The sequence below is a fragment of the Candidatus Binatus sp. genome (assembly GCF_036567905.1).
Taxonomy (GTDB): Bacteria; Desulfobacterota; Binatia; order Binatales; family Binataceae; genus Binatus.
In genome coordinates this window covers 22,939-47,204 of sequence record NZ_DATCTO010000042.1, presented here as the reverse complement: position 1 = coordinate 47,204, position 24,266 = coordinate 22,939, and the positions used below count along the sequence as shown (strand labels likewise).

Here is a 24,266-nt window from a genome sequence, read left to right as displayed (position 1 = left end):
ACCGCTATGCCGTTTCGCGGCGTTCTTGCTCTGCCCACATGCGGTCGAGCTCGCCGCGCGGCGGCAGGTTCTCCAGCCGCATCCCCAGCGATAGCCCCATGTCGGCCAGGACTTCCTTGATCTCGTTGAGGGACTTGCGTCCGAAGTTCTTGATCTTGAGCATGTCCTGCTCGGTGCGCTGCACCAGCTCACCGATATATTTGATGTCGGCGTTCTGAAGACCGTTGAATGCGCGCACCGAAATCGGCAGCCCTTCGACCGGCCGATAGAGCAGCTCGCTCATCGTGGGATGGGCCTCGCCGCCCTCGGCCGTGCCGGCGGCTGCTGCGGTCTCTTCCTCGACGCCCGCGAAAATCGTCATCTGATCGCGCATCACGCGCGCCGCGTAGGTCAGCGCCTCGCGCGGGTTGATCGAGCCGTCGGTCCAAATCTCGAGCGCGAGCCGGTCGTAGTCGGTGCGCTGGCCAACGCGCGCGTTGGTCACGGTGAAGTTGACCTTGCGAATCGGCGAGAAGATCGCGTCGAGCCGAATCGTCCCGATTGGCTCCTCGTCTTCGGTGCGCTCGCCGGGGACGTAGCCGCGGCCGCGCTTGATGACGAGTTCCATGTCGAGTTCGGCGCCCTTGTCGAGCGACGCGATATGCTTGTCGGGGGTCAGGATTTCCAGGCTCGGGCCGCCGGTGATATCGCGCGCGGTCACCTGCGCCTCGCCCTTGACCTTGAGCGTCGCGGTAATCTGCTCGCCTTCATGCAGGCGCAAGCGGACTTCCTTGAGGTTGAGGACGATGTCGGTCACGTCCTCTTTGACTCCGGCCAGAGTCGAAAACTCGTGAAGAACGTTTTTGATCCTGACTGCTGTAATCGCGTAGCCGGGCAGCGTGGACAGCAGGATGCGCCGCAGCGCGTTGCCAACGGTGATTCCGTAGCCGCGTTCGAGCGGTTCCGCGGAAAATTTTCCGTAGGAAGGAGTGACTTCCTTCTCGTCGAACTCGACCGCCTTGGGTTTGATCAGATCTCGCCAGTCATTCTGCATAGTCTGTGCTCTTTTTTCCGATGGATTTCCCGCGCCCACACAGGTCCACCACGGACCGGGACGCCGATCGGTATGCCTCCGCCCTATCTGGAGTAATGCTCGACGATCAGCTTCTCGCTGATCGGCATTGTCAGTTCAGCGCGCGCCGGCAGCGACCGGAGCGAGCCGCGGAATTGTTCGCGCTCGAGTGCCATCCACGGCGGGACGCCGCGGCGCTGCGCCATCTCGATTGCCTCAACGATCACCTTCTTGGTGCGGCTCGCCTCGGCCACGCTGATTACACTGCCAACCTCGACCAGGGTCGAGGGAATCGTGACTTTTTTGCCGTTGACGTGAATATGCCCGTGGCGAACCACCTGGCGCGCCTGCGCCAGCGAACTGGCGAAGCCGAGACGATAGACCACGTTGTCGAGCCGGCGCTCGAGCAGCACCAGCAGGTTCTCGCCGGTAATTCCGTCCATCCGCTCGGCCATTTCGAAGTAGGCCGCGAACTGCGTTTCCATCAATCCGTAGATGCGCTTAACCTTCTGCTTTTCCCGCAGCCGAATCGCGAATTCCGAAAAACGGGTGCGCGCCTGGCCGTGCGCTCCGGGCGGATAATTGCGCCGCTCGATCGCGCACTTGTCGCTGTAGCATCGCTCTCCCTTGAGGAAGAGTTTCAGTCCTTCGCGCCGGCACAGCCGGCATACCGGACCCAGATTCCTTGCCATCTTCGATTACGCCTTCTTCACTCGCGTGTATTTCAGTTCAGACTCTGCGCCGCTTCGGAGGACGGCATCCGTTGTGCGGAATCGGCGTCACGTCCTTGATCGAGATGACGCCCAGCCCCGTCGCTTGCAGCGCGCGCACTGCCGATTCGCGTCCACCGCCCGGGCCTTTGACGTGAACGACCACCGCGCGCATCCCGACTTCCGAGCACTTGCGCGCGCACGCCTCCGCCGCCATCTGCGCCGCAAACGGCGTGCCCTTGCGCGAGCCCTTGAAGCCTACGGAGCCGGCGCTCGCCCATGCGATCACGGTTCCCTGCTGATCGGTGATCGTCACGATCGTGTTGTTGAAGGTCGCGTGCACATGCGCGACGCCCTCGGGCACGTTGCGGCGCACCTTCTTGCGCCGCGGCGCAGGTACAGGTGCTCCAGCAGCGGGGGCAGCGGCGGCCTTCTTTTCGGGTGCGGCTTTCGTCTCTTTGATTTCTTCAGCCATTTATTCCAATTGCTCTCGTCATGATGCTTGCTATGTCGCGCGCGCCCCTTGCGTTAGCCCTTGGGCGGCGCCTGCTTCTTGCCCGCGACCACTTTGCGCGGACCCTTGCGCGTACGCGCGTTGGTATGCGTGCGTTGCCCGCGCACCGGAAGTCCGCGACGATGCCGAATCCCGCGGTAGCATCCCAGATCCATCAAGCGCTTGATCGACTGCTGAAAGTCGCGGCGCAGATCGCCTTCGACCTCGAAGTCGGTGTCGATCACCTGGCGGATATGGACCTGCTGGTCTGCCGAGAGGTCGTCGGTCCTGATTGCGGGATCGACCTTGGCGGCGGCGAGAATTTTCAGCGCGCTCGGCCGGCCTATTCCGTAGATATAGGTCAGCGCGATATCCATCCGCTTGTTCTTGGGCAGTTCAACTCCAGCTATGCGTGCCATCGCGAAACCCTTCCTAGCCCTGACGCTGCTTGTGGCGCGGGTTCGAGCACAGGACGCGCACGACGCCTTCGCGGCGCACGACCTTGCAGTTCTTGCAAATCTTTTTAACCGACGCTCGGACTTTCATACTTTGCCAATCTCTATCCGGGGCGCCCGCTAGCGCATCCGGTACGTAATCCGGCCGCGGGTCAGGTCGTAAGGCGACAACTCAACCGTGACCTTGTCGCCGGCCAGGATCTTTATGTAATGCATCCTCATTTTGCCCGAGATATGAGCCAATACCTTGTGCCCATTGTCGAGCGTCACCCTGAACACCGCATTGGGGAGCGCTTCCTGAACCGTCCCCTGTACTTCGATCGCGTCGCCCTTAGACATTTTCGAGCTCGCTTAAGATTTCCGGCCCGTTGGAGGTAATCGCGATGGAGTGTTCGAAGTGGGCAGATAGTTTACCGTCCGCCGTGACCGCAGTCCAGCCATCGGAAAGGATCTCCAAATCGGGGCTTCCCTCGTTAACCATCGGCTCAATCGCCAGCGCCATGCCCTCGCGCAGCCGCGGATTAGGCATCCCGGGACGGAAATAGTTGGGCACCTGCGGATCCTCATGGAGCCGGCGGCCGATTCCATGTCCGGCAAAGTCGGTGACGACCGAAAACCCCGCCCGCTCGACCGTATCCTGCACCGCGCGGGCAATATCGCTGATACGATTTCCCGCGCGAGCCTGCGCGATTCCCGCGTAGAGCGACTCGCGCGTCACCCGCAGCAGCTTCGTCACCCGCTCCGGCACCGGGCCGACCGCGACCGTGCGCGCCGAGTCGCCGTAGAAGCCCTGGTACACGACGCCGAAATCGAGCCCGACGATGTCGCCGGCCTTCAATTTGCGGCTGGACGGGATGCCGTGGACGATCTCGCTGTTAACCGACACGCACAGGCACTTGGGATAAACGACGTCGCCCGGTTTGTAACCCTTGAAGGCAGGCTCGGCGCCTTTTTTGTAGGTCAGCTCCTCGGCCAGCTTGTCCAGTTCCTCGGTCGTGACTCCGGGGCGCACGGCCGCGGCCAGCGCCTCGAGGATCTCGGCGACGATTTGGTTCGCCTGGCGCATCACGGCAATCTCGGCTGGGGTTTTGATAGTAATCATGATCGCGCGTGGCCCACGCCTGCCCCGGCCTGACTCAGCGCCGGCAGCGGGTCGAGCGCGGCCAGAATTCGCTTCTCGACCTGGTCGGGGCGCCCCACTCCGTCAACCTTGGCAAGCAGCCCGAGCCGCCCGTAATGATCGAGCAGCGGTTGCGTCGCCGCGTGATAGACCTTGATCCGTTCGCGCACGGTCTGCTCGGCGTCGTCGTCGCGCTGATAGAGTTCGCCGCCGCACTTGTCGCAGACGCCGGCTTTGGCCGGCGGCTCGAAGACCACGTGATACATGGTCGCGCAATTCCGGCAGGTGCGCCGTCCTGAAATCCGTTTCACGACCTCTTCGTCCGGCACCATCACCGCAACAACTTTGTCCAGCTTCAGCCCCGCGCGCTCGAGTCCCGCCGCCAGCCTCTCGGCTTGCACTACGTTGCGCGGGAATCCGTCGAGGATAAACCCGCCGCGGGCGTCTTTTTTTTGCAGCCGCTCCGCGATCAGCTTCAGCACCAACTCGTCGGGGACCAACTGCCCGCGCTCCATGTAGCCGGCCGCCTCGCGGCCAGGCTCCGAGTCTTCGCGCACGGCGGCGCGCAACAGATCGCCGCTGGCAATTTGCGGGATGCCCCACAGCGCAGCGAGCGCCTGCGCTTGCGTACCCTTGCCCGCACCCGGCGGGCCCAGCAGCACGAGCCGCACGAGCCTAGGCGCCCCTCTTGGTCTTGACCCGTCCGCGGCGCATGAAGCCTTCGTAGTTGCGGGTCAGCAGATGGGTTTCGATTTGCGCAACCGTGTCCAGCGCCACGCCCACGACGATCAGCAACGCGGTGCCGCCGAAGAAAAACGGCACGTTGAAGCGCGCGATCAGAATCGTCGGCAGCACGCACACGGCGCTGACATAGACCGCGCCGCCGAGCGTGATGCGCGACAGCACGCGATCGATATAGTCGGCGGTGAACCGTCCGGGCCGGATGCCCGGGATAAAGCCGCCGTATTTTTTCAGATTGTCGGCGACGTCCACCGGATTAAATGTGACCGAGGTGTAGAAGTAACAGAAGAAGACGATCAGCGCGACGTAAACCAGGTCGTAATAGAAGCCGCCCGGCGTCAGGTAGCTCGAGTACGGTTTCAGAAATGGAACGAAGGTGGCCAGCGTCGCCGGGAACACCAGCAGCGCCGACGCAAAGATAGGCGGAATGACACCCGAGGTGTTGATCTTCAGCGGCAGATGCGAACTCTGACCGCCGTAAACGCGGCGTCCGACCACTCGGCGCGCATACTGAATCGGGATGCGCCGCTGCGCCGTCTCGATATAGACGATACCGGCGATCACCCCGATTGCGACGGCGAGGATGAAGATGAGCAAGAAGATGCTCATTTCGCCCTCGCGCACGAACTGCGCCGTGGTGCCGATCGCGCTGGGCAGGCGCGCCACGATTCCCGCCATGATGATCAGCGAGATGCCGTTGCCGATTCCGCGCTCGGTAATCTGCTCGCCGATCCACATCAGGAACATGGTGCCCGCGGTGACGGTGAGCACCGTCATCACGATGAACCCCGGTCCGGGATTGTAAACGATGCTGCCGCCGCCGGGCGCCTGAATCTTTTCGAGCGAGAACGCGATCATGGTGCCCTGGAACAGCGCCAGAGCCACCGTGCCGTAGCGCGTGTACTGGGTTATCTTGCGGCGACCCGCCTCGCCTTCCTTGTAGAGCTCGTCGAGATAGGGCGACGCGATTTTCAGCAGGTCCAGGACGATGGCGACCGAGATGTAGGGCATGATGCCGAGCGCCAGGACCGAGAAGCGCTCGAGCGCGCCGCCCGAAAACAGGTTGACCCATCCGAACAGCGTGCCGCTGGCCGCGTCGAAGAACGACGCGAGCGCCTGGCCGTCGATGCCGGGGGTGGGCACGGCGACGCCGATGCGGTACACGGCCAGCATCAGAGCCGTGAACACCAGCCGTCGGCGCAACTCCGGGATGCGCGAGGCGTTTGAAAACCCGTCCAGCATCTAGCTTTTGGTGGCCGTTACCAGCTCCGCGACGCCGCCCGCGGCGGCGATTTTGTCCAGCGCGCTTTTCGAGAACGCATCGGCGCGCACTTTGATCTTACTCTTCAGATCGCCGTCGCCTAAAACCTTGACCTTGCGCCCGGCGGGAATCAGTCCGCGCGCGGCGAGCGCGGCGGCATCGATGGTGACGCCGGCGGCGAAATCGCCCAGCCGCGACAGGTTCACAATCGCGAATTCGTCGCGGCGCGCCTGGGCCCTCAGCGTCCGTCGAAAACCCTGCTTGGGCAAGCGCCGTTGCAGCGGCATCTGGCCGCCTTCGTAACTCGGCGGCGTGTTGCCGTGCGAGCGCGCGCCCAGTCCCTTATGGCCGCGGCCCGAGGTCTTGCCGTGGCCGGAGCCGATTCCCCTGCCGACGCGGCGTTTGCGATGGGTCGAGCCGGGAGACGGTTTTAAATCCTTCAAATCCATGACTGAGCCTAATCCTTGAGCTCGACCACCAGGTGCTTCAGACGCTTGACCATCCCTTCGACCGCGGCGCTGCGCTTGAGCTCGCGCACGCTGCCGACCTTGCCCAGGCCCAGCCCCTTGACCGTCTCGCGCACGCGCCGATTGGTGCTGATCGGACTGCCGACGAGTTTCACGCGAATTTTATCGGACATTGTAAACCTCGCCCGTGGGCACGGGTAGCCAGTATCTCCCTGACCGGAGAGTTTTGAGTAACCGGATATTCGTGCTGAAGCGATACGCGCCGGCGCGCGAGATCCTTCGCTGCGCTCAGGATGACACAAGAAAAGCGAGCGGCGCTCGTGTCATTCTGAGCGGAAGCTGCTGTAGCGAAGAATCTCGACGGACGCGCCGGCGTTCGGCGCTGGTTACGCAAAGCTCCCCTACCAGGGAGAGGAGACAGAAGGAACGAGTTATGCAACGGTCTCTCGATCACGGTAAACCTCGATCACGCGGCCGCTTCGGGATGATTCGGGGTGCGTCCGCGAAGCCGATTAATATCCTGCATGCTGCGCAGTTCGCCCAGCGCCTCGAGCGTCGCTCTCACCAGGTTGTTAGCATTCGACGAGCCCAGCCGCTTGGTCAAAATATTGCGGATTCCCGCCAGTTCGAGCACCGCGCGCACGCCGCCCGCCGCGATCACTCCGGTGCCCTCGGCGGCCGGCCGCAGCACGACGCGGCCGGCGCCGAAACGTCCGACCACTTCGTGGGGAATCGTACCGTCCTGAATCGGCACGCGGACCAGGCTTTTCTTGGCGCGATCGACGCCCTTGCGAATCGCCTCGGGCACTTCGTTGGCCTTGCCCAAGCCGAATCCGACCAGGCCGTTATGATCGCCTGCGACCACCAGCGCGCTGAAGCTGAAGCGCCGTCCACCCTTGACGACCTTGGCGACGCGGTTGATATGCACGACCTTTTCTTTGATCTCGAGGCCCTGCGGATCGATTCGCTGCGTGACAGCGCTTTCTCTTAGCGTTCGTTGCCTGCCGTTCAAAATTTTAACCCCGCTTCGCGCGCCGCATCGGCCAGCGCCTTGACGCGGCCGTGATAGAGAAATCCGTTTCGGTCGAAGACGACGCTCGAAATTCCGCTCTGAAGGCATCGCTCGGCAATCGCCTTGCCCACGGCCTTGGCGGCGGCGAGGTTGCGCTTGCTCTTGAGTCCCTCGCGCACGCCGGCGGTTTCGGTCGAAGCCGCGGCGAGCGTACGTCCGCTCTGGTCGGAGATAACCTGGACGTAAATATGATGCAGCGAGCGGAAGACCGAGAGCCGCGGGCGCTGGTCATTGCCGACCGCCTTGCGCCGCACCCGGTTGCGGCGCAGCATGCGTTTTTCCGATCGTTCTACAGCCATAATCGCAACCAACCTTTATGCCCAACTAAACCTTTACGCCGAGGTGGAGCCCGCCGCGGCCTTGCCAGCCTTGCGGCGAATCGTCTCGGTCGCGTACTTGATTCCCTTGCCCTTGTACGGTTCGGGCGGCCTGAGTTCGCGAATCTGCGCCGCGACCGTGCCGAGCAACTGACGGTCGGCGCTCTCGAGGGTAACAGTCACCTGTTTCTCGACCTTGGCGGTGACGCCGGGCGGAAGCTGATAGACGATCGGATGCGAATAGCCGAGCGTCAAATTGACTTGCTGGCCTTTGGCTTCGGCACGGTAGCCGACGCCGTTTATCTCGAGCACGCGGGTAAAGCCCTTGCCGACGCCCTCGACCATGTTGGCGACCAGCTTGCGCATGAGACCATGGATGGCGCGCTGCTGGCTGGTATCGCCGGGGCGCTTCACGACGATTTCCGAGTCCTTGATCTCGGCGGTGAAGCCGGGATGAAGCTTGAGCTCGAGCTTGCCCTTGGGGCCCTCGACTTTGAGCGTGGCGCCGGCGAGCGAGGCCTTGACGCTCTTATCGAGATGAATCGGCAGTCTTCCTATCCGCGACATCGCTGATCACCAAACCCTGCAGAGGATTTCGCCGCCGACTTTTCTGCGCCGCGCCTCGCGTCCGGTCATCACGCCAAGCGGGGTCGATACGATTTGCACGCCCATCGCGCCCCGCACCTTGCCGATCTCCGCGGCGCCGGCGTAGCGCCGATGGCTCGGCTTGCTGATGCGGTCGATGCCGCGGATCACGGATTCGCGCGTCGGCGAGTAACGAAGCTTGAGCGCCAGCATCTTCTTGGGCGTTTCACCGCCGACTTCGACGCCGCCGAGGAAACCTTCGGCCATCAGCACGCGGCAAATTGCCTCGCGCAGGCGGGAATGGGGAATCGTGAGTTCATTGTACCGCGCGCGCATCGCGTTGCGGATTCGGGTAAGCAGTTCTGCAATCGGATCGGTCTGCGACATGATTGGTCTCTCTTACCAGCTCGCCTTGATCACGCCGGGCAACTTGCCGTCGAGCGCGAGTTTGCGCAGGCATAGGCGGCACATTTTGAAGCGCCGATAGTACGCGCGCGCGCGACCGCATAGCGGGCAGCGGTTGTACTGGCGCACTTTGAATTTTTGTTTGCGGGTTGCCTTAACCCGCAGGCACGTTTTCGCCATTGAACTATCCCTTATGCTCCCTGCTCCGGCGCCGGCGCGGCGGCGGCGGCCTTTGCGGCGGCGGCGGCGGCGTGAGCCTGGGCCGCGGCGGCGGCCTTGGCCGCTTCCGCCTCGCGCTCTGCGGCCCCGCGCAACGGCATCCCGAGCGCGCGCAGCAGAGTCAGTCCCTCGAAGTCACTGCGCGCCGTGGTCGTGATCGAAATTGTCAGTCCCTTCACCTTGTCGACCTTGTCGAGGTTGAGTTCGGGGAAAATCGTATGTTCCTTGAGCCCGAGCGAGTAGTTGCCGCGGCCGTCGAAGGCCTTGTCGCTGACGCCGCGGAAGTCGCGCACGCGCGGCAGCGAGATATTCACCAGCCGGTCGAAAAACTCCCACATTTTTTCGCGCCGCAGCGTTACCATCACGCCAATCGGCATCCCCTGGCGGAGCTTGAAGTTCGAAATCGCCTTGCGCGCGCGGGTCAGCACCGGCTTTTGCCCGGCGATCACCTTGAGCTCTTCGAGCGCGGAGTCGAGAATCTTGACGTTGTCGCGCGCTTCCTGGAGGGCCATGTTAATCGTGATCTTCTCAAGCCGCGGCACCCGCATCCTGTTGTCGATTTTCAGCTCGCGCATCAGGGCCGGCGCGATCTCATTTTCGAAGCGAACGCGCAGGCGGGCGGGCAGCTTGGGCTCGGGCGGCAGCGGCGCGGCAGCGGCGGACTTGGCTTCTTCAGCCGCCTGCTTCTGAGAAGCCTGGCGGGCCTTGCCTTCGCGCTTGGCCTTGGCCGCCTGATCGGACTTGGCGGTCTGCTCGGCCTTGGCGGCCTGCTCGGCCTTGTCGGGCTTTTCTTTTTTGTCGGCCATCAGTCGTTACCAATCACTTCGCCGCAGCGGCGGCAGACCCGGCTCTTGGCGCCGTCATCGGCCAGCTTGAGTCCGACCCTGACCGGAGCGTTGCAGCGATCGCAAAAAATCATGACGTTCGAGATGGCGATGGGCGCTTCCTTCTCGACGATACCGCCGGGGCTCTGCGCACCGCGCGGCTTGCTGTGACGCTTGACGATATTGAGGCGCTCGACGATGACGCGTCCGCGCTCGGGCAGCACGCGCATCACCTTGCCGGTCTTGCCCCGGTCGCGGCCGGTGACGACCATCACGGTGTCATTCTTCTTGATTTTGTATTTCGCCGACGCCATCACAGCACCTCCGGCGCGAGCGAGATAATCTTGAGAAATTTTTTCGCGCGCAGCTCGCGGGCCACCGGGCCAAAGATGCGGGTGCCGAGGGGTTCGTGATCCTTGTCGAGCAGCACGGCGGAGTTGCCGTCAAAGCGGATGTAACTGCCGTCGTCGCGGCTGATTTCCTTGGCGGTTCGCACGATAACCGCGCGCGACACGTCGCCCTTTTTGACCTTGGCGTTGGGAATGGCCTCTTTGACCGCGACCACGATGACGTCGCCGACCGAGGCGTAACGGCGCTTGGAGCCGCCGAGCACCTTGATGCACATCACTTTGCGGGCGCCCGAGTTATCGGCGACATCCAGAACGGTTTGTACCTGTACCATCGCGCCCTACCCCGCGGCCTTTTTGAGCACGCGGCTGATGCGCCAGCGCTTGTTCCTGGAGAGCGGCCGCGACTCGATAATCTGCACGCGATCGCCTTCCTTGCACTCGCCGCGTTCGTCGTGCGCCATGAAGCGGGTGCTGCGACGCACGCGCTTGCCGTAGAGGGGATGCTCGACCATGCGGTCCACCCTGACCACCACGGTCTTGGTCATCTTGGCGGACACGACAGTGCCCTCGCGCCGTTTAATTCTTTCCCGCATTGGCTACCTTCTTGTCCGCCGCGGCCGCGCCGCGCGCCTTCTCGCCGAGCAAAGTCATGATGAGCGCCAGCTCGCGGCGCGCGCGCCGATAGCCGGCGTGATTATCCAGCTGATTGGTGCGCAGCTTGAGCCGGAGGCGAAAAATTTCCTCGCGCGACTCGCGCTCCTTGACGCGCAAATCCGGCGCCGTCATCTGCCTTAGTTCATCAAGCTCCAAGGCCGCCCTCCTCGCGCTGGACCATAATTGTTTTGATCGGCAGCTTGTGCGCCGCCAGCCGCATCGCTTCTTTTGCGGTGGCGTAATCGACGCCTTCCATCTCGAACAGAATCCTGCCGGGCCTGACGCACGCGACCCATCCCTCGGGCGAGCCCTTGCCCTTACCCATGCGGGTCTCGGCGGGTTTCTTGGTGAAGGGTTTGTCGGGGAAGACGCGAATCCAGACGCGGCCGCCGCGCTTGATATGGCGGGTCAGCGCGATACGAGCGGCTTCGAGCGCGCGGGTATCGATGCGGCAAGTCTCGAGCGACTTGAGTCCGTAGTCGCCGAAGGCGAGCGTGAGACCGCGCGACTCGGCGCCGCGGACGCGGCCCTTCATCATTTTGCGCCATTTAACTTTTTTTGGTGCGAGCATCTTACCTGGTCAATTCGCCTGCGCAGGCGCGCCTGCGCGTTTTGCGTCCGCATCCTTGCGGGTGAGGACTTCGCCGCGGAAAATCCAGACCTTCACGCCGATCTGGCCGTAGGTCGTGCGCGCTTCGGCAAATCCGTAAGCCACGTCCGCGCGCAGCGTCTGCAGGGGCACGCGGCCCTCGCGGTACCATTCCTGACGCGCAATTTCCGCGCCGCCCAGGCGTCCGGCGACGTGGACCTTGACGCCCTGCGCGCCCATCCGCATCGCGCGCGTGACGGCTTCTTTCATCGCGCGGCGAAAGGCGACGCGGCGCTCGAGCTGGAGCGCGATATTCTCGGCGACCAGCTGGGGGTCGAGGTCGGGGCGGCGCACCTCGTGGATATTGATAAACGAGTCGCGCCCTTTCATCAGCTTCTGGATATCGATCTTGAGCTTGTCGATTTCGGCGCCCTTCTTGCCGATGACGATGCCGGGGCGCGCGGTGTAGATATTTATTTTGGCCTTGTTGGCCATCCGCTCGATTTCAATCCGCGAGATGCCGGCGTGGTAGAGCCGCTTTTTGATAAAATCGCGCAGCTTCAAATCCTCGTGCAGCAATTTGGCGTAGTCGTGGCTGGCGTACCATCTGGAGTCCCAGCTTTCGATGATGCCGAGGCGAAATCCGCGCGGATGTACTTTCTGTCCCATCGAAGACCTCAGGACGCCCGCTCGTCCACGATTACCGTGAGATGGCTGGTGCGTTTGTGGATTGGCGTCGCGTGCATATGGGCGCGCATGAGCGATCGCTTCCAGGTCGGCCCGGTGTCGGCGGTCGCGCGTTTTACGAACAACTTGTCCTCGTCCACGTTCTGCTGATCGCGCGCGTTGGCGATTGCGGCAAGCAGAGTTTTAGAGACGAACCTGGCCGCCTTCTTGGGCGTGAACTCGAGAATCGACAGCGCGTGATCGACTTTCTTGCCCGCGATCAACTCGCACACCAGCTTGAGCTTGCGCGGCGAGATTCTGATGAAGCGGGTTCGCGATACGGATTCCATGACTGTTACAACTTCCCCGCTTACGCCTTGGCCGCAGCCGGAGGCGGTGCGGCGGGAGCGGCGGCGGCGGCCGGCTTCACTTCGCCCTTGCGATCGCCGGCATGACCGTGGAAGGTCCGGGTCGGCGCGAATTCGCCGAGCTTGTGGCCGACCATGTTCTCGGTGCAGTACACGGGGATGAACTTGTGCCCGTTGTGGACGGCGAACGTCAGCGCGATCATGTCGGGCGTTATCATCGAGCGTCGCGACCAGGTCTTGATGATTCGCTTGTCGCCCGAGGCGGACGCGGCGGTAACTTTTTTGAGCAGATGCCCGTCAACGAAAGGACCTTTTTTGAGTGACCTGGCCATAACGATTAATGCTTCCCGCGCGGCCGGCGGCTGACGATCAGATTGTCCGACGGCTGCTTCTTGCGCGTCTTGTATCCTTTGGCGGGCTGTCCCCACGGCGACTGGGGATGGTTGCCCTTCGACTTGCCCTCGCCACCGCCGTGCGGATGGTCAACCGGGTTCATCGCGACTCCACGCACATGACCGCGCTTGCCGAGCCATCGCGAGCGTCCGGCCTTGCCGATAGAAATATTTTCGTGGTCGAGATTGCCGACCTGGCCGATGGTGGCGCGGCAATCGGCCTGCACCATCCGCTGCTCGCCCGAGGGCAGCTTGAGCAGCGCCATCTTGCCCTCTTTCGCCATCAACTGAGCCTGCACACCCGCGCCGCGCGCGAGCTTGGCGCCGGCTCCCGGTTTCATCTCGATGGCATGAACGATGGTGCCGAGCGGGATGTTCTTGAGCATGAGCGCGTTGCCCGGCTTGATGTCGGCGGTCGCGCCCGACTCGACTTTGGCGCCGACCTTGAGCCCGTCGGGCGCCAGGATGTAGGTCTTGACCCCGTCGGCATAGTGGAGCAGCGCGATATTGGCGGAGCGATTGGGATCGTATTCAAGCGCGAAGACGACGGCCGAAATACCGTCGCGATTGCGCTTGAAATCGATCAGGCGAAGGCGGCGCTTGTGTCCGCCGCCGCGATGACGCGAGGTCATGCGGCCGCGATTGTTGCGTCCGCCGGTGCGCTGGAGCGGGACCAGCAGGCTTTTCTCGGGCTCTTTTTTGCTGAGCTCGGAGAAATCCGCTATCTGCATGAAGCGCTGACCGGGAGTGCGCGGATTTAATTGTATGACTGCCATTCTTCTATTCTCAGTATCTATTCTTTCTCGTTACGAGCTCTCGTTCCGGTATCGCGCTCCGCCGCTTACAGGCCTTCGAAGAATTCGATCTTGTCGCCTTGCTTCAGGGTTACGTAGGCCTTCTTCCAATCCATCTGGCGGCCCTTGATTGCGCCCTTTTTGCGTTCCTTGCCCATGAAGTTCGAAGTGCGGACCTTGAGCACGGTGACCTTGAACAGTTGCTCGACGGCCTCGCGAATTTTGTCCTTGCTCGCCCCGGGGCGCACGCGGAACAGCACCTGGCCGGCCTTTTCGCTGGCCATGGTGCCCTTCTCGGTGATGATGGGCGCGAGAATCAGGCTCTCGGGGCTGCTCATTTCGCTTCTCCGGCAAATCGGGCTTCGATCGCCTTGGCGGTCCGGCTGGTCATCACGAGTTCCCGGTGATTGAGCACGTCATAAACGTTAAGCCCTTCAAGCGCGAGCACCTTGTGCGCGGCGAGGTTGCGCGCGGCGAGAAAAAACTTGCCATCGCCTTCGCCCATCACTATCAGCGCGTGCTCGAGGCCGAGCTTGTCGAGCGCGGCCTTGGCGGCTTTGGTTTTCGGCTCGGACAGATCGAGCGACTCGATGACGAACAGCTTGCCGTTGCGGGCGCGATCGGAAATCGCGAGGCAGAGCGCTGCGCGCCACGCCTTTTTCGGCATCTTGTACGAATAGTCGCGCGGCTGCGGGCCGAAGATGGTTCCGCCGTGACGCCATATCGGCGATCGCGTCGATCCAGCGCGCGCGCGTCCGGTTCCCTTCTGCCGCCACGGCTTGCGGCCGCCGCCGGAGATAAGCCCCTTGGTCTTGGTGGACGCGGTTCCGGAGCGGCGATTGGCAAGCTGCATCCGGACCGCCTCGTGCAGCAGCGACAGATCGCCGTCGCGGCCGAAAACTGCGCCGGCGACTTCGAGCTCGCCGATTTTTTCATGGGCGGCCGAGTACAGCGGCAGCTTGACCGGCGATAGCTTTTCTTTCCGCTCAGGCATTGGCCACCTTCACATTGGCGCGGCGGCGCGGGCGGGCCGCGTGATGGACGACGAGCAAAGCGCCGTCGGGTCCGGGCACCGCGCCCGAGACGACGACTGCGTTGTCGCCGGCAAGTATCTCGAGCACTTCGAGATTTAGGATCGAGGCGGTCTCATTGCCCATCTGCCCCGCCATCCTCATCCCCTTGCGCACGCGCCCGGGGTACGAGCGGTTGCCGATCGATCCGCCGTGGCGGAAATACTCGTGGGTGCCGTGGGAGCCGGGGAAGCCGGAGAAATGGTGGCGCTTGATGACGCCGGCGTAGCCGTGGCCCTTGGAGACGCCGGTTATATCGACCTGATCGCCGACCTTGAACACGTCGGCAGCCGCGATGGGCTGTCCGAGCTTCAACTCGCCCTCGCCGCGGCGTTCGAACTCGCCGGATTTGATTCCGGCGGCGATGTTGGCCTTGGCGAAATGGCCGCGTTCGCCGCCGGTCACGCGGTTGAGCTTTTTTTTGCCGAAGGTGACCTGCACGGCTTCGTAACCGTCAGTCGCCGCGGTTTTCAACTGGGAGACGGTGCATGGGCCAAGCGTCAGCACGGTGGCGGCGCACACGCGTCCGGCGGCGTCGGTCATCTGGGTCATTCCGATTTTTTTTCCAATCAATCCGGTCAGCATCGGCCCTACTCGAGCTTGATTTCGACGTCCACGCCCGCGGCCAGATCGAGCTTGCCCAGCGCGTCGATGGTCTGCTGGGTCGGCTCGAGGACGTCGAGCAGACGTTTATGAGTACGAATTTCAAAATGCTCGCGCGACTTTTTGTCCACGTGCGGCGAGCGGTTGACGGTGAAGCGCTCGATGCGGGTGGGCAGCGGAATCGGACCGGCCACGCGGCCGCCGGTGCGGCGGATGGTGTCCACGATTTCGCGAACCGACTGATCGAGCAGGCGGTAGTCGTACGCCTTGAGGCGTATGCGTATCTTGTCGTTCATCTGGGAATACCGCGCCCGATTCGTTAAGCGCTCCGCTCCATCTCCACTCGATTGCGCACCATTGTTCGGTGTCCGTTACTTCAAAATCTTCGAAACGACGCCGGCGCCGACGGTGCGGCCACCCTCGCGGATGGCGAAGCGCAGCCCTTCGTCCATCGCGACCGGCGTGATCAGCTCGCCAAGAATTTTAATGTTGTCGCCCGGCATCACCATCTCGGTGCCCTCGGGCAGCGTGAGCACTCCGGTTACGTCGGTGGTGCGGAAATAGAACTGCGGGCGATAGCCGGTGAAGAACGGAGTGTGGCGGCCGCCCTCGTCCTTGGTCAGGATGTACGCCGACGCCTCGAAGTTGGTGTGCGGGGTGATCGAGCCGGGCTTGGCGAGCACCTGTCCGCGCTCGACGTCTTCGCGCTTTAGCCCGCGCAGCAGGACGCCGATATTGTCGCCGGCCTGGCCCTCGTCGAGCAGCTTGCGGAACATCTCGACGCCGGTGACGACGGTCTTTTGGGTGTCCCTGAAGCCGACGATTTCGACTTCCTCGCCGACCTTCACCTTGCCCTTCTCGACGCGGCCGGTGACGACGGTGCCGCGGCCGGAGATCGAGAACACGTCTTCGACCGGCATCAGGAAGGGCTTTTCGGTCTCGCGCTTGGGCTGCGGGATGAAGTTGTCCACCGCATCCATGAGATCGAGAATCGGCTTGCAGTTGGGGCAGTCGGCCTTGCCGCATCCGCAGTTGAGCGCGTTGAGCGCGCTGCCGCGAATGACGGGCACGTCGTCGCCCTTGTAATTGTACTTGGTGAGCAGGTCGCGGACTTCGAGCTCGACCAAGTCGAGCAACTCGGGGTCGTCAACCATGTCAACCTTGTTCATGAAGACGACGATCGACGGCACGCCGACCTGGTAGGCGAGCAGGATATGCTCGCGCGTCTGCGGCATCGGGCCGTCGTTGGCGCCGACCACCAGAATTGCGCCGTCCATCTGCGCGGCCCCGGTGATCATGTTCTTGATGTAGTCGGCGTGTCCGGGGCAATCGACGTGCGCGTAGTGGCGCTTGAGCGTCTCGTACTCGACGTGGGCGATGGAAATCGTGATGCCGCGCTCTTTCTCTTCGGGCGCCTTGTCGATCTGATCGAAGGCGGTGAAGGTGGCGAGCTTCTTTGACGCGAGGACCTTGGTAATCGCGGCGGTTAAAGTGGTCTTGCCGTGATCGATATGACCAATGGTGCCGACGTTCGCGTGCGGCTTGGTGCGTTCAAATTTAGCCTTGCCCATGATGTAACCTCCGATTGAGCGCGTTGCTCACGAGTCGTTATGCACGCGCGCGCGAATCGCCTCCTTCGGCGTTGCGCGCCGTCAACTCTTCAAAAATATTTCGCGGCACGGGTTCGTACGCGCCGAACTGCATGGTGTAAGTTGCGCGGCCCTGGGTCATCGAGCGCAGCCGGGTGGCGTAACCGAACATGGTGGCGAGCGGGACGCGGGCCTCGATGACCTGCGCGCCGGCGCGATTTTCCATGTCGAGAATCTTGCCGCGCCGCCCGCTGAGATCGCCAATCACCTCGCCCATGAACTCCTGCGGGGTGACGGCCTCGACCTCCATTATCGGTTCGAGCAAAATCGGCTCGGCTCTTTCGCAAGCTTCCTTGAACGCCATCGAGCCGGCGATTTTAAACGCGAGCTCCGACGAGTCCACATCGTGGGACTTGCCGTCGATCACGATGGCCTTGATATCGACCATCGGATAGCCCGCGAGCACCCCGTTCTCCATCGCCTCTCTGACCCCGTCTTCGATCGACGGAATGAAATTGCGCGGAATCGATCCGCCCTTGGTGCCGTCCTCGAACTCGAAGCCAAGGCCCTTGGCGAGCGGCTCGATTCTCAGCTCGACCACGGCGTACTGTCCGTGACCGCCGCTCTGGCGGACCAGCTTGCCCTCGGCTTCAGCCGCGCGCTTGACCGTTTCCCGGTATGCGACCTGCGGCTTGCCGATATTCGCGTCGACTTTGAATTCGCGCAGCATCCGATCGACGATGATCTCGAGGTGCAGCTCGCCCATCCCCGAAATCAGGGTCTGCGAAGTTTCCTTGTTGACGCTGACTCTGAAGGACGGATCCTCTTTGGCGAGCTTCTGGAGCGCCTCGCCGAGTTTTTCCTGGTCGGCCTTGGTCTTGGGCTCGATTGCGATCTGGATGACCGGCTCGGGGAACTCGATCGATTCCAATATTATTGGATGCGCCGGATCGCATAGCGTGTCGCCGGTGGTCGTGTCGCGAAGCCCGACTGCGCAAATGTCGCCGGCGTAAACCTCGGTGATATCCTCGCGCTTGTTCGCGTGCATCTTGAGCATCCGGCCGATTCGTTCGCGCTTGCCACGCGTCGCATTGAGCAGCGACGAGCCGCTTTCCAGCGTGCCCGAATAAACCCGAATGAAGGTGAGCGTCCCCATGTGCTGGTCGTTCATAATCTTGAACGCAAGCGCGGAGAACGGCGCGTCGTCGCGCGGCCATCGCTCTTCGATCTTGTCGCCGGCCTTGCCGACGACGGGTGGCAGGTCCAGCGGCGAGGGCAGGTAGTCAACGACCGCGTCGAGCATCGGCTGCACGCCCTTGTTGCGGAACGCGGAGCCGAGAATCACCGGGGTGACCGCCATCTTGAGCGTGGCGGCGCGAATCGCGGTGCGAATCTGGCCGGGCTCGGGCGCCTTGCCCTCGAGGTAAAGCTCCATGATGTGCTCGTCGTGATCGGCGAGCGTTTCGACCAGCTTGTCGCGGTATCCGGCGGCCTGCTCTTCCAAATCGGCCGGGATGTCGGTGACGCGAAACTCCGCGCCGAGCCGATCCTCGTCCCAAATCAGCGCCTTGCGATCGATCAGATCGACCAGCCCGGTGAACTTTTCCTCGGCGCCGATCGGCAGATGCAACAGCAGCGGCGTGGCCTTGAGCTTGTCGCGCATCTCCTGCACGACGCGCTCGAACTCCGCGCCGACGCGGTCCATCTTGTTGATAAATGCAATTCGCGGCACGCGGTACTTGTCGGCCTGGCGCCAGACGGTTTCCGACTGCGGCTCGACCCCGCCGACCGCGCAGAACACCGCGACCGCGCCGTCGAGCACGCGCAGCGAGCGCTCGACCTCGATGGTGAAATCGACGTGTCCGGGCGTGTCGATAATATTGATGCGGTTGTCGCGCCAGAAACAGGTGGTCGCCGCCGACGTGATCGTGATGCCGCGCTCCTGCTCCTGCACCATCCAGTCCATCGTCGCGGTGCCTTCGTGCACCTCGCCGATCTTGTAATTGATGCCGGTATAGAACAGCACGCGCTCGGTGGTGGTGGTCTTGCCGGCATCGATGTGCGCCATGATGCCGATATTGCGCACCCGTTCTATTGGTGTCTGACGAGCCATCTAAAAAAACTCGGTGATTACCAGCGATAGTGGGCGAACGCCTTGTTGGCGTCGGCCATTCGATGTGTGTCTTCGCGCTTCTTGACCCCGCCGCCGCGATTGGCGGCGGCGTCGAGGATTTCGGCGGCCAGCCGCTCTTCCATCGACTTTTCGCCGCGCGCGCGCGCCGCCGCAACCAGCCATCGCATCGCCAGCGAATTGCGCCGCACCGGGCGCACCTCGCTCGGCACCTGGTAGTTGGCGCCGCCGACCCGGCGCGAGCGAACCTCGACCGCCGGACGAACATTGTCGAGCGCGCGTTTGAAAACGACCAGGCCGTCTTCCTTCGAGCGCTCCGCGACGAGATCCAGCGCGTGATAGAAGATCTGCTCGGCGAGCGACTTCTTGCCGCGTTCCATCACCACGTTCATGAACTTGGCGACGGTGCGGTCGTGATACTTGGGGTCCGCCGGAATTTCGCGGACGCGAATTTGTCCTTTGCGCGACATATAACTCTACTTGGGTTTCTTCGATCCGTACTTGGAACGGCCCTTGCGCCGCTCCTGTACGCCGATCGAGTCGAGGGTGCCGCGAATCACGTGATAGCGAACGCCGGGCAGATCGCGCACGCGACCGCCGCGAATCAGCACCACGGAATGCTCCTGCAGGTTGTGTCCGACGCCCGGGATATAGGTATTCACCTCGATCCCGTTGGACAGCCGCACGCGCGCGACCTTGCGCAGCGCGGAGTTGGGCTTCTTGGGCGTAGTCGTCTTCACCTGCGTGCACACGCCGCGCTTCTGAGGCGAGCCTTCGAGCGCGCGCGCCTTAACCTTGAAGCGTTTTTTCACGCGCGCCTGTCGGATCAACTGGTTTATTGTCGGCACGTTATAATTCTCGTTCTCTTTCGTTTCGAGCAGCGTATCCACTGGAGGTTCGCCGACTCCCGGAGCCGCTCGGCGCTCGCATCGCGCCGGCCCGGTACGCCGGATTGCCTCTCGTGGGACGCGGTTTTCAAACAAACCCCCCAAGGACACTTATGCCCTTGGGGGAAACATCATTATGTACGGGACCAGACCCGCCGTGTCAATCTCCGCCGGGTGCGGGCGCGGCAGCCAACTCCGGTTTTCCCGCATCTTCTTCGACCGCGGCGCCTTCGACCTTGACCACCATCCGGTTGTACAAGTTCATGCCGGTGCCGGCTGGAATCAAGCGTCCCATGATCACGTTTTCTTTCAGTCCGACCAGCCTGTCAACCTTGCCGTTGATCGCCGACTCGGTGAGCACGCGCGTGGTTTCCTGGAACGATGCCGCCGAGATGAAACTCTCGGTGGAGAGCGACGCCTTGGTGATTCCGAGCAGCAGCGGCTCGGCGATTGCAGGCTCTCCGCCGCGGGTAAGCACGCGCCCGTTCTCCTCGTCGAAGCGCCATTTCTCGACCTGATCGCCGACCAGGAACGGGGTGTCGCCGACTTCCTTGATTCGCACGCGGCGCAGCATCTGGCGCACGATCACCTCGATGTGCTTGTCGTTGATGCGCACGCCCTGGAGCCGGTAGATTTCCTGGATTTCGTCAACCAGGTATTTCGCCAGCGCCTTTTCGCCGAGGATCGTCAGGATGTCGTGCGGATTAAACGAGCCTTCCATCAGCGGCTCGCCGGCCTTGACGACGTCGCCCTCGTGGACCGCGATATGCTTGCCCTTGGGGATCAGGTATTCGCGTTTCTCGCCGATTTCGGGCGTGACTTCGACCTTGCGCTTGCCCTTGGTGTCCTTGCCGAAGGAAACCTGTCCATCGATTTCCGAGATGACGGCGAATTCCTTGGGCTTGCGCGCTTCGAACAGCTCCGCGACCCGGGGCAGGCCGCCGGTGATGTCCTTGGTCTTGGTCGTTTCGCGCGGGATCTTCGAGATCACGTCGCCGGGCTCGACCGCGGTGCCTTCGGGCACGTTGATATACGCGCCCACTGGCAGGAAGTAGCGCGCGACGTTGTTCGAGCTGGGCAGCTTGGCGGTCTTGCCCGACGCGTCCTTGATCGAGATACGCGGGCGCATGTCGAGGTCCTTGAACTCGACGATAACGTTGGAGCGCGCGCCGGTTCGTTCATCGACCCGCTCCTCCATCGTTTTGCCTTCGACGATATCGCCGTACTTAACCGTGCCGCCGACCTCGGTGATGATCGGCGTGGTGTACGGATCCCATTCCGCGATCAGCTCGCCGGGCTTGACCTTGTCGCCCTCGGCCTTGCGCAGCTTGGCGCCGTACACCAGCGGATAGCGCTCGCGTTCGCGCTCGCGGACGCGGCCGCCTTCGTCGGTGACCTGGGCGGCGATCACGACCTCGCCGTGGCGGGTCATGACGACCAGGTTGCCGTCGCGGCTCTTGACCGTGTTGACGCCATGCAGGCGCATCACGCCCTCGTTGCGGACCTCGAGCGTGGTGTCGGCGGCGCGCCGGCTGGCGGTGCCGCCGATATGGAAGGTGCGCATCGTGAGCTGCGTGCCGGGCTCGCCGATGGACTGGGCGGCGATAATTCCGATCGATTCGCCGAGGTTCACCAGATGCCCGCGGCCGAGATCGCGTCCGTAACACTTGACGCACACGCCCTGGCGCGACTGGCAGGTCAGCACCGAGCGAATCTTGATTCGCTCGACGCCGGCGTCCTCGATTCGCTTTACCTTGTCCTCGTCGATCATCTCGTTGGCTTGCACCAGCACTTCGGTGGTGAACGCGTCGCGGATGTCTTCGAGCGCGACGCGTCCGAGCACGCGATCGCCGAGTCCCTCGATTATCTCGCCGCCTTCGACCAGCGGCGACATCTCGATTCCGTCCAGCGTGCCGCAATCGTCCTCGCTGATGATCGAGTCCTGCGCCACGTCAACCAGGCGCCGGGTCAGATAGCCGGAGTTGGCGGTCTTGAGTGCGGTGTCGGCCAGGCCCTTGCGCGCGCCGTGGGTCGAGATGAAGTACTGCAGCACCGTGAGCCCCTCGCGGAAGTTCGCGGTGATCGGAGTCTCGATGATTTCACCCGACGGCTTCGCCATCAGGCCGCGCAGTCCCGCCAGCTGGCGAATCTGCTGCTCGGAACCGCGGGCGCCCGAGTCGGCCATGATGAAGATCGGATTGAACGACGGCCCGGTGATGGTCTCGCCCTTGTCGTTCTTGCCGAAGACCTGGGTCGAGAGCCCCTTGATCACGGCGCTGCCGATCTGGTCCTGAACTTCGGCCCAGATATCGACGACCTTGTTGTAGCGCTCGCCGTCGGTGATGACGCCGTTGTTGTATTGCTGCTGAATCTCGTTGACCTGCTTCTGAGCGCCGTCGAGCAGATGGGCCTTTTGCGGCGGAATCGTCATGTCCTTGATCGATATCGAGATTCCCGCCTTGGTGGCGAATTCAAAGCCGATGTCCTTGAGCCGGTCGGCGAAGATAACCGTCGCCTTGTCGCCGGCGCGGCGATAGCCGATGTCGATCAGGTTGCCGAGCTCCTTTTTCTTCATCGTCTTGTTGAGCTCGGTGAACGGAATCTCGGGCGGCACGATTTCGTACAAGAGCACGCGGCCGACCGTGGTGGTGACGCGCTCGTAACGCGGCATCGCGGCGGCGGCGGCGGCTGCTGCGGCAGCGCGCTCTTTGGCCTTGCCGCGAGGATGCCCATTGGTCTCGGCCGCCGCGGGGGCGATTCCGGTCGCGACCAGCGGCGACATCCGCACCGTGATTTTCGCCTGCAGATCGATTTCCCCGTGATCGTACGCGATTCGCACTTCCTCGACATTGGCGAAGTTCTTGCCCTCGCCGCGCGCCAGCGGACGCTCGCGCGTCATGTAGTAAAGACCCAGCACCATGTCCTGGGTCGGCACGATTACCGGCTTGCCCGACGCGGGCGACAGGATGTTGTTGGTGGACATCATGAGCGCGCGCGACTCGACCTGCGCCTCGATCGACAGCGGCACGTGCACCGCCATCTGATCGCCGTCGAAATCGGCGTTGTACGCCACGCATACCAGCGGATGGAGCTGAATGGCCTTGCCTTCGATCAACACCGGCTCGAACGCCTGGATGCCGAGCCGATGCAGGGTCGGCGCGCGATTGAGCAGCACCGGATGCTCGCGGATAACCTCGTCGAGGATATCCCAAACGTCCTTGCCCTCTTTCTCGACCATCTTTTTGGCGCTCTTGATGGTGGTGACGTAGCCCTTTTCTTCGAGCTTGCTGTAGATGAACGGCTTGAACAGCTCGAGCGCCATCTTCTTGGGCAGCCCGCACTGATGCAGCCTGAGCTCGGGACCGACCACGATTACCGAGCGGCCCGAGTAATCGACGCGCTTGCCGAGCAGGTTCTGGCGGAAGCGGCCCGACTTGCCCTTGAGCATGTCGGACAGCGATTTGAGCGGACGCTTGGACGGTCCGGTGATCGCGCGGCCGCGCCGTCCGTTGTCAAACAACGCATCGACGGCTTCCTGGAGCATCCGCTTTTCGTTGCGAATGATGATGTCGGGGGCGTTGAGCTCGATGAGCCGCTTCAACCGGTTGTTGCGATTGATCACGCGGCGGTAGAGATCGTTCAGATCCGAAGTGGCGAAGCGGCCGCCGTCGAGCGGCACCAGCGGACGGAGATCGGGAGGAATCACCGGCAGGATGGTGAGAATCATCCACTCGGGCTTGTTGCCCGAGTCGCGAAACGCGTTGACGACCTTCAGGCGCTTGGCGACTTTCTTGCGGCGCGCCTCGCTGGCGGTCGCTTTCATCTCGATGCGCAGCTCTTCGGCCAGCTTGTCGAGCGCGAGTTGCCCCAGCAGCGAGCGAACCGCCTCGGCGCCCATCTCGGCCTTGAAGCCGTCGGCGTATTGCTCGCGCGCTTCGCGATATTTGCGCTCGGTCAGCAGCTCCTTGTACTGGAGCGGCGTCTCGCCGGCGTCAACGACGATGTAGCACTCGAAGTAGAGGACCTTCTCGAGTTCCTTGAGCGTCATGTCGAGCAGGGTGCCGATTCGCGACGGCAGCGAGCGCAGGAACCAGATGTGCGCGACCGGGGCGGCGAGATCGATGTGACCCATGCGCTCGCGGCGGACCTTGGACTGAATGACTTCGACACCGCACTTTTCGCAGACCACGCCGCGATGACGCATCCGCTTGTACTTGCCGCAGTTGCATTCGTAGTCCTTGGTCGGCCCGAAAATCTTGGCGCAGAACAGCCCGTCGCGCTCCGGCTTGAAGGTCCGGTAGTTGATCGTTTCGGGCTTCTTGACCTCGCCGTGCGACCACGAGCGGATCATTTCCGGCGACGCGATCGAAATCCGGATCGCGTTGAACGCCAGTGGATTCTTGGGCTTCTCGAAAATGCCGAAGAGATCTTCCATCTCTTTAATAACTCCCTG

The 24,266-nt window shown here is 62.9% G+C and carries 34 protein-coding genes and 1 pseudogene; all 35 read right to left on the bottom strand.

What is annotated here, in order from left to right:
* Nucleotides 1-4 precede the first annotated feature (4 nt).
* The gene (locus tag VIO10_RS06610; RefSeq protein ID WP_331961193.1) at nt 5-1,033 is read right to left on the bottom strand and encodes a DNA-directed RNA polymerase subunit alpha; all 1,029 of its coding nucleotides are present in this window, start codon (nt 1,031-1,033) and stop codon (nt 5-7) included.
* An 83-nt stretch (nt 1,034-1,116) separates the two neighbouring features.
* Entirely contained in the window at nt 1,117-1,743 is a 627-nt protein-coding gene (gene rpsD, locus VIO10_RS06605) for a 30S ribosomal protein S4 (protein ID WP_331961190.1), read from the bottom strand.
* Between the two features lie 37 nt (nt 1,744-1,780).
* Nucleotides 1,781-2,236 (bottom strand): 30S ribosomal protein S11, encoded by a 456-nt coding sequence (gene rpsK, locus VIO10_RS06600; protein WP_331961187.1) that lies wholly within the window; start codon nt 2,234-2,236, stop codon nt 1,781-1,783.
* Between the two features lie 53 nt (nt 2,237-2,289).
* On the bottom strand, nt 2,290-2,673 hold the full coding sequence (gene rpsM / locus VIO10_RS06595) for a 30S ribosomal protein S13 (protein WP_331961184.1): 384 nt from the start codon (nt 2,671-2,673) through the stop codon (nt 2,290-2,292).
* 13 nt (nt 2,674-2,686) lie between these two features.
* Nucleotides 2,687-2,800, bottom strand: coding sequence for a 50S ribosomal protein L36 (gene rpmJ / locus VIO10_RS06590; RefSeq protein ID WP_304829627.1), 114 nt, complete (start codon nt 2,798-2,800; stop codon nt 2,687-2,689).
* A 29-nt stretch (nt 2,801-2,829) separates the two neighbouring features.
* Entirely contained in the window at nt 2,830-3,048 is a 219-nt protein-coding gene (gene infA / locus VIO10_RS06585) for a translation initiation factor IF-1 (protein ID WP_304829624.1), read from the bottom strand.
* Complete coding sequence (map, locus tag VIO10_RS06580) at nt 3,041-3,811, bottom strand: type I methionyl aminopeptidase (protein WP_331961176.1); 771 nt, start codon at nt 3,809-3,811, stop codon at nt 3,041-3,043. Before map ends, infA begins: the two co-directional genes overlap by 8 nt.
* Nucleotides 3,808-4,500 carry an adenylate kinase gene (locus VIO10_RS06575; RefSeq protein ID WP_331961173.1) on the bottom strand — a complete coding sequence of 231 codons (693 nt, stop codon included), beginning with the start codon at nt 4,498-4,500 and terminating at the stop codon, nt 3,808-3,810. The genes map and VIO10_RS06575 overlap by 4 nt, the downstream gene beginning before the upstream one ends.
* Nucleotides 4,501-4,504: 4 nt before the next feature.
* Nucleotides 4,505-5,812: a preprotein translocase subunit SecY gene (gene secY / locus VIO10_RS06570; protein ID WP_331961170.1), complete on the bottom strand. Its 1,308-nt coding sequence runs from the start codon at nt 5,810-5,812 to the stop codon at nt 4,505-4,507.
* A complete protein-coding gene (gene rplO, locus VIO10_RS06565) occupies nt 5,813-6,280 on the bottom strand; it encodes a 50S ribosomal protein L15 (protein WP_331961167.1) in 468 nt (155 codons plus the stop codon).
* Between the two features lie 8 nt (nt 6,281-6,288).
* The gene (rpmD, locus tag VIO10_RS06560; RefSeq protein ID WP_331961164.1) at nt 6,289-6,471 is read right to left on the bottom strand and encodes a 50S ribosomal protein L30; all 183 of its coding nucleotides are present in this window, start codon (nt 6,469-6,471) and stop codon (nt 6,289-6,291) included.
* A 293-nt stretch (nt 6,472-6,764) separates the two neighbouring features.
* Nucleotides 6,765-7,310 (bottom strand): 30S ribosomal protein S5, encoded by a 546-nt coding sequence (gene rpsE, locus VIO10_RS06555; protein ID WP_331961162.1) that lies wholly within the window; start codon nt 7,308-7,310, stop codon nt 6,765-6,767.
* Complete coding sequence (rplR, locus tag VIO10_RS06550; RefSeq protein ID WP_331961159.1) at nt 7,307-7,669, bottom strand: 50S ribosomal protein L18; 363 nt, start codon at nt 7,667-7,669, stop codon at nt 7,307-7,309. The genes rpsE and rplR overlap by 4 nt, the downstream gene beginning before the upstream one ends.
* A 33-nt stretch (nt 7,670-7,702) precedes the next feature.
* Nucleotides 7,703-8,254 (bottom strand): 50S ribosomal protein L6, encoded by a 552-nt coding sequence (rplF, locus tag VIO10_RS06545; protein WP_331961156.1) that lies wholly within the window; start codon nt 8,252-8,254, stop codon nt 7,703-7,705.
* Between the two features lie 6 nt (nt 8,255-8,260).
* Nucleotides 8,261-8,659, bottom strand: a complete 399-nt coding sequence (gene rpsH / locus VIO10_RS06540; protein WP_331961153.1) for a 30S ribosomal protein S8 — start codon at nt 8,657-8,659, stop codon at nt 8,261-8,263.
* 12 nt (nt 8,660-8,671) lie between these two features.
* The gene (locus VIO10_RS06535) at nt 8,672-8,857 is read right to left on the bottom strand and encodes a type Z 30S ribosomal protein S14 (protein ID WP_331961151.1); all 186 of its coding nucleotides are present in this window, start codon (nt 8,855-8,857) and stop codon (nt 8,672-8,674) included.
* A 128-nt stretch (nt 8,858-8,985) separates the two neighbouring features.
* A pseudogene (rplE, locus tag VIO10_RS06530) lies at nt 8,986-9,522 on the bottom strand (50S ribosomal protein L5); the annotation flags it as partial.
* A 179-nt stretch (nt 9,523-9,701) separates the two neighbouring features.
* Nucleotides 9,702-10,034: a 50S ribosomal protein L24 gene (gene rplX / locus VIO10_RS06525; protein WP_331961148.1), complete on the bottom strand. Its 333-nt coding sequence runs from the start codon at nt 10,032-10,034 to the stop codon at nt 9,702-9,704.
* Nucleotides 10,034-10,402 (bottom strand): 50S ribosomal protein L14, encoded by a 369-nt coding sequence (rplN, locus tag VIO10_RS06520; protein ID WP_331961145.1) that lies wholly within the window; start codon nt 10,400-10,402, stop codon nt 10,034-10,036. Before rplN ends, rplX begins: the two co-directional genes overlap by 1 nt.
* Before the next feature lie 6 nt (nt 10,403-10,408).
* On the bottom strand, nt 10,409-10,663 hold the full coding sequence (gene rpsQ, locus VIO10_RS06515; protein ID WP_331961142.1) for a 30S ribosomal protein S17: 255 nt from the start codon (nt 10,661-10,663) through the stop codon (nt 10,409-10,411).
* On the bottom strand, nt 10,647-10,880 hold the full coding sequence (gene rpmC, locus VIO10_RS06510) for a 50S ribosomal protein L29 (RefSeq protein ID WP_331961139.1): 234 nt from the start codon (nt 10,878-10,880) through the stop codon (nt 10,647-10,649). The genes rpsQ and rpmC overlap by 17 nt, the downstream gene beginning before the upstream one ends.
* A complete protein-coding gene (rplP, locus tag VIO10_RS06505; protein WP_331961136.1) occupies nt 10,870-11,295 on the bottom strand; it encodes a 50S ribosomal protein L16 in 426 nt (141 codons plus the stop codon). Before rplP ends, rpmC begins: the two co-directional genes overlap by 11 nt.
* A 9-nt stretch (nt 11,296-11,304) precedes the next feature.
* Nucleotides 11,305-11,982: a 30S ribosomal protein S3 gene (rpsC, locus tag VIO10_RS06500; RefSeq protein WP_331961133.1), complete on the bottom strand. Its 678-nt coding sequence runs from the start codon at nt 11,980-11,982 to the stop codon at nt 11,305-11,307.
* A gap of 8 nt (nt 11,983-11,990) precedes the next feature.
* Nucleotides 11,991-12,329, bottom strand: a complete 339-nt coding sequence (rplV, locus tag VIO10_RS06495) for a 50S ribosomal protein L22 (protein WP_331961130.1) — start codon at nt 12,327-12,329, stop codon at nt 11,991-11,993.
* 20 nt (nt 12,330-12,349) lie between these two features.
* Nucleotides 12,350-12,679 (bottom strand): 30S ribosomal protein S19, encoded by a 330-nt coding sequence (rpsS, locus tag VIO10_RS06490; RefSeq protein WP_331961127.1) that lies wholly within the window; start codon nt 12,677-12,679, stop codon nt 12,350-12,352.
* A gap of 5 nt (nt 12,680-12,684) precedes the next feature.
* Nucleotides 12,685-13,515: a 50S ribosomal protein L2 gene (gene rplB / locus VIO10_RS06485; protein ID WP_331961124.1), complete on the bottom strand. Its 831-nt coding sequence runs from the start codon at nt 13,513-13,515 to the stop codon at nt 12,685-12,687.
* 65 nt (nt 13,516-13,580) lie between these two features.
* Nucleotides 13,581-13,871 (bottom strand): 50S ribosomal protein L23, encoded by a 291-nt coding sequence (gene rplW / locus VIO10_RS06480; protein ID WP_331961121.1) that lies wholly within the window; start codon nt 13,869-13,871, stop codon nt 13,581-13,583.
* Nucleotides 13,868-14,527, bottom strand: coding sequence for a 50S ribosomal protein L4 (gene rplD, locus VIO10_RS06475; protein ID WP_331961118.1), 660 nt, complete (start codon nt 14,525-14,527; stop codon nt 13,868-13,870). Before rplD ends, rplW begins: the two co-directional genes overlap by 4 nt.
* Entirely contained in the window at nt 14,520-15,188 is a 669-nt protein-coding gene (rplC, locus tag VIO10_RS06470; protein WP_331961115.1) for a 50S ribosomal protein L3, read from the bottom strand. The genes rplD and rplC overlap by 8 nt, the downstream gene beginning before the upstream one ends.
* Before the next feature lie 5 nt (nt 15,189-15,193).
* On the bottom strand, nt 15,194-15,502 hold the full coding sequence (rpsJ, locus tag VIO10_RS06465; protein ID WP_304829554.1) for a 30S ribosomal protein S10: 309 nt from the start codon (nt 15,500-15,502) through the stop codon (nt 15,194-15,196).
* A gap of 75 nt (nt 15,503-15,577) precedes the next feature.
* Nucleotides 15,578-16,777, bottom strand: a complete 1,200-nt coding sequence (gene tuf / locus VIO10_RS06460) for an elongation factor Tu (protein ID WP_331961106.1) — start codon at nt 16,775-16,777, stop codon at nt 15,578-15,580.
* Between the two features lie 37 nt (nt 16,778-16,814).
* Nucleotides 16,815-18,908 (bottom strand): elongation factor G, encoded by a 2,094-nt coding sequence (gene fusA / locus VIO10_RS06455; RefSeq protein WP_331961103.1) that lies wholly within the window; start codon nt 18,906-18,908, stop codon nt 16,815-16,817.
* 17 nt (nt 18,909-18,925) lie between these two features.
* Nucleotides 18,926-19,396, bottom strand: coding sequence for a 30S ribosomal protein S7 (gene rpsG / locus VIO10_RS06450; protein ID WP_331961100.1), 471 nt, complete (start codon nt 19,394-19,396; stop codon nt 18,926-18,928).
* Between the two features lie 6 nt (nt 19,397-19,402).
* Nucleotides 19,403-19,774: a 30S ribosomal protein S12 gene (gene rpsL, locus VIO10_RS06445; protein WP_331961292.1), complete on the bottom strand. Its 372-nt coding sequence runs from the start codon at nt 19,772-19,774 to the stop codon at nt 19,403-19,405.
* 199 nt (nt 19,775-19,973) lie between these two features.
* Complete coding sequence (rpoC, locus tag VIO10_RS06440) at nt 19,974-24,248, bottom strand: DNA-directed RNA polymerase subunit beta' (protein WP_331961097.1); 4,275 nt, start codon at nt 24,246-24,248, stop codon at nt 19,974-19,976.
* Nucleotides 24,249-24,266 lie beyond the last annotated feature (18 nt).

Excerpts from the sequence above, each read along its gene's own strand:
- VIO10_RS06610 (WP_331961193.1), bottom strand. The coding sequence starts at position 1,033 with ATGCAGAATGACTGGCGAGATCTGATCAAACCCAAGGCGGTCGAGTTC.
- rpsD (WP_331961190.1), bottom strand. The coding sequence starts at position 1,743 with ATGGCAAGGAATCTGGGTCCGGTATGCCGGCTGTGCCGGCGCGAAGGA.
- rpsK (WP_331961187.1), bottom strand. The coding sequence starts at position 2,236 with ATGGCTGAAGAAATCAAAGAGACGAAAGCCGCACCCGAAAAGAAGGCC.
- rpsM (WP_331961184.1), bottom strand. The coding sequence starts at position 2,673 with ATGGCACGCATAGCTGGAGTTGAACTGCCCAAGAACAAGCGGATGGAT.
- rpmJ (WP_304829627.1), bottom strand. The coding sequence starts at position 2,800 with ATGAAAGTCCGAGCGTCGGTTAAAAAGATTTGCAAGAACTGCAAGGTC.
- infA (WP_304829624.1), bottom strand. The coding sequence starts at position 3,048 with ATGTCTAAGGGCGACGCGATCGAAGTACAGGGGACGGTTCAGGAAGCG.
- map (WP_331961176.1), bottom strand. The coding sequence starts at position 3,811 with ATGATTACTATCAAAACCCCAGCCGAGATTGCCGTGATGCGCCAGGCG.
- secY (WP_331961170.1), bottom strand. The coding sequence starts at position 5,812 with ATGCTGGACGGGTTTTCAAACGCCTCGCGCATCCCGGAGTTGCGCCGA.
- rplO (WP_331961167.1), bottom strand. The coding sequence starts at position 6,280 with ATGGATTTGAAGGATTTAAAACCGTCTCCCGGCTCGACCCATCGCAAA.
- rpmD (WP_331961164.1), bottom strand. The coding sequence starts at position 6,471 with ATGTCCGATAAAATTCGCGTGAAACTCGTCGGCAGTCCGATCAGCACC.
- rplR (WP_331961159.1), bottom strand. The coding sequence starts at position 7,669 with ATGGCTGTAGAACGATCGGAAAAACGCATGCTGCGCCGCAACCGGGTG.
- rplF (WP_331961156.1), bottom strand. The coding sequence starts at position 8,254 with ATGTCGCGGATAGGAAGACTGCCGATTCATCTCGATAAGAGCGTCAAG.
- rpsH (WP_331961153.1), bottom strand. The coding sequence starts at position 8,659 with ATGTCGCAGACCGATCCGATTGCAGAACTGCTTACCCGAATCCGCAAC.
- VIO10_RS06535 (WP_331961151.1), bottom strand. The coding sequence starts at position 8,857 with ATGGCGAAAACGTGCCTGCGGGTTAAGGCAACCCGCAAACAAAAATTC.
- rplX (WP_331961148.1), bottom strand. The coding sequence starts at position 10,034 with ATGGCGTCGGCGAAATACAAAATCAAGAAGAATGACACCGTGATGGTC.
- rplN (WP_331961145.1), bottom strand. The coding sequence starts at position 10,402 with ATGGTACAGGTACAAACCGTTCTGGATGTCGCCGATAACTCGGGCGCC.
- rpsQ (WP_331961142.1), bottom strand. The coding sequence starts at position 10,663 with ATGCGGGAAAGAATTAAACGGCGCGAGGGCACTGTCGTGTCCGCCAAG.
- rplP (WP_331961136.1), bottom strand. The coding sequence starts at position 11,295 with ATGCTCGCACCAAAAAAAGTTAAATGGCGCAAAATGATGAAGGGCCGC.
- rpsC (WP_331961133.1), bottom strand. The coding sequence starts at position 11,982 with ATGGGACAGAAAGTACATCCGCGCGGATTTCGCCTCGGCATCATCGAA.
- rplV (WP_331961130.1), bottom strand. The coding sequence starts at position 12,329 with ATGGAATCCGTATCGCGAACCCGCTTCATCAGAATCTCGCCGCGCAAG.
- rpsS (WP_331961127.1), bottom strand. The coding sequence starts at position 12,679 with ATGGCCAGGTCACTCAAAAAAGGTCCTTTCGTTGACGGGCATCTGCTC.
- rplB (WP_331961124.1), bottom strand. The coding sequence starts at position 13,515 with ATGGCAGTCATACAATTAAATCCGCGCACTCCCGGTCAGCGCTTCATG.
- rplW (WP_331961121.1), bottom strand. The coding sequence starts at position 13,871 with ATGAGCAGCCCCGAGAGCCTGATTCTCGCGCCCATCATCACCGAGAAG.
- rplD (WP_331961118.1), bottom strand. The coding sequence starts at position 14,527 with ATGCCTGAGCGGAAAGAAAAGCTATCGCCGGTCAAGCTGCCGCTGTAC.
- rplC (WP_331961115.1), bottom strand. The coding sequence starts at position 15,188 with ATGCTGACCGGATTGATTGGAAAAAAAATCGGAATGACCCAGATGACC.
- rpsJ (WP_304829554.1), bottom strand. The coding sequence starts at position 15,502 with ATGAACGACAAGATACGCATACGCCTCAAGGCGTACGACTACCGCCTG.
- tuf (WP_331961106.1), bottom strand. The coding sequence starts at position 16,777 with ATGGGCAAGGCTAAATTTGAACGCACCAAGCCGCACGCGAACGTCGGC.
- fusA (WP_331961103.1), bottom strand. The coding sequence starts at position 18,908 with ATGGCTCGTCAGACACCAATAGAACGGGTGCGCAATATCGGCATCATG.
- rpsG (WP_331961100.1), bottom strand. The coding sequence starts at position 19,396 with ATGTCGCGCAAAGGACAAATTCGCGTCCGCGAAATTCCGGCGGACCCC.
- rpoC (WP_331961097.1), bottom strand. The coding sequence starts at position 24,248 with ATGGAAGATCTCTTCGGCATTTTCGAGAAGCCCAAGAATCCACTGGCG.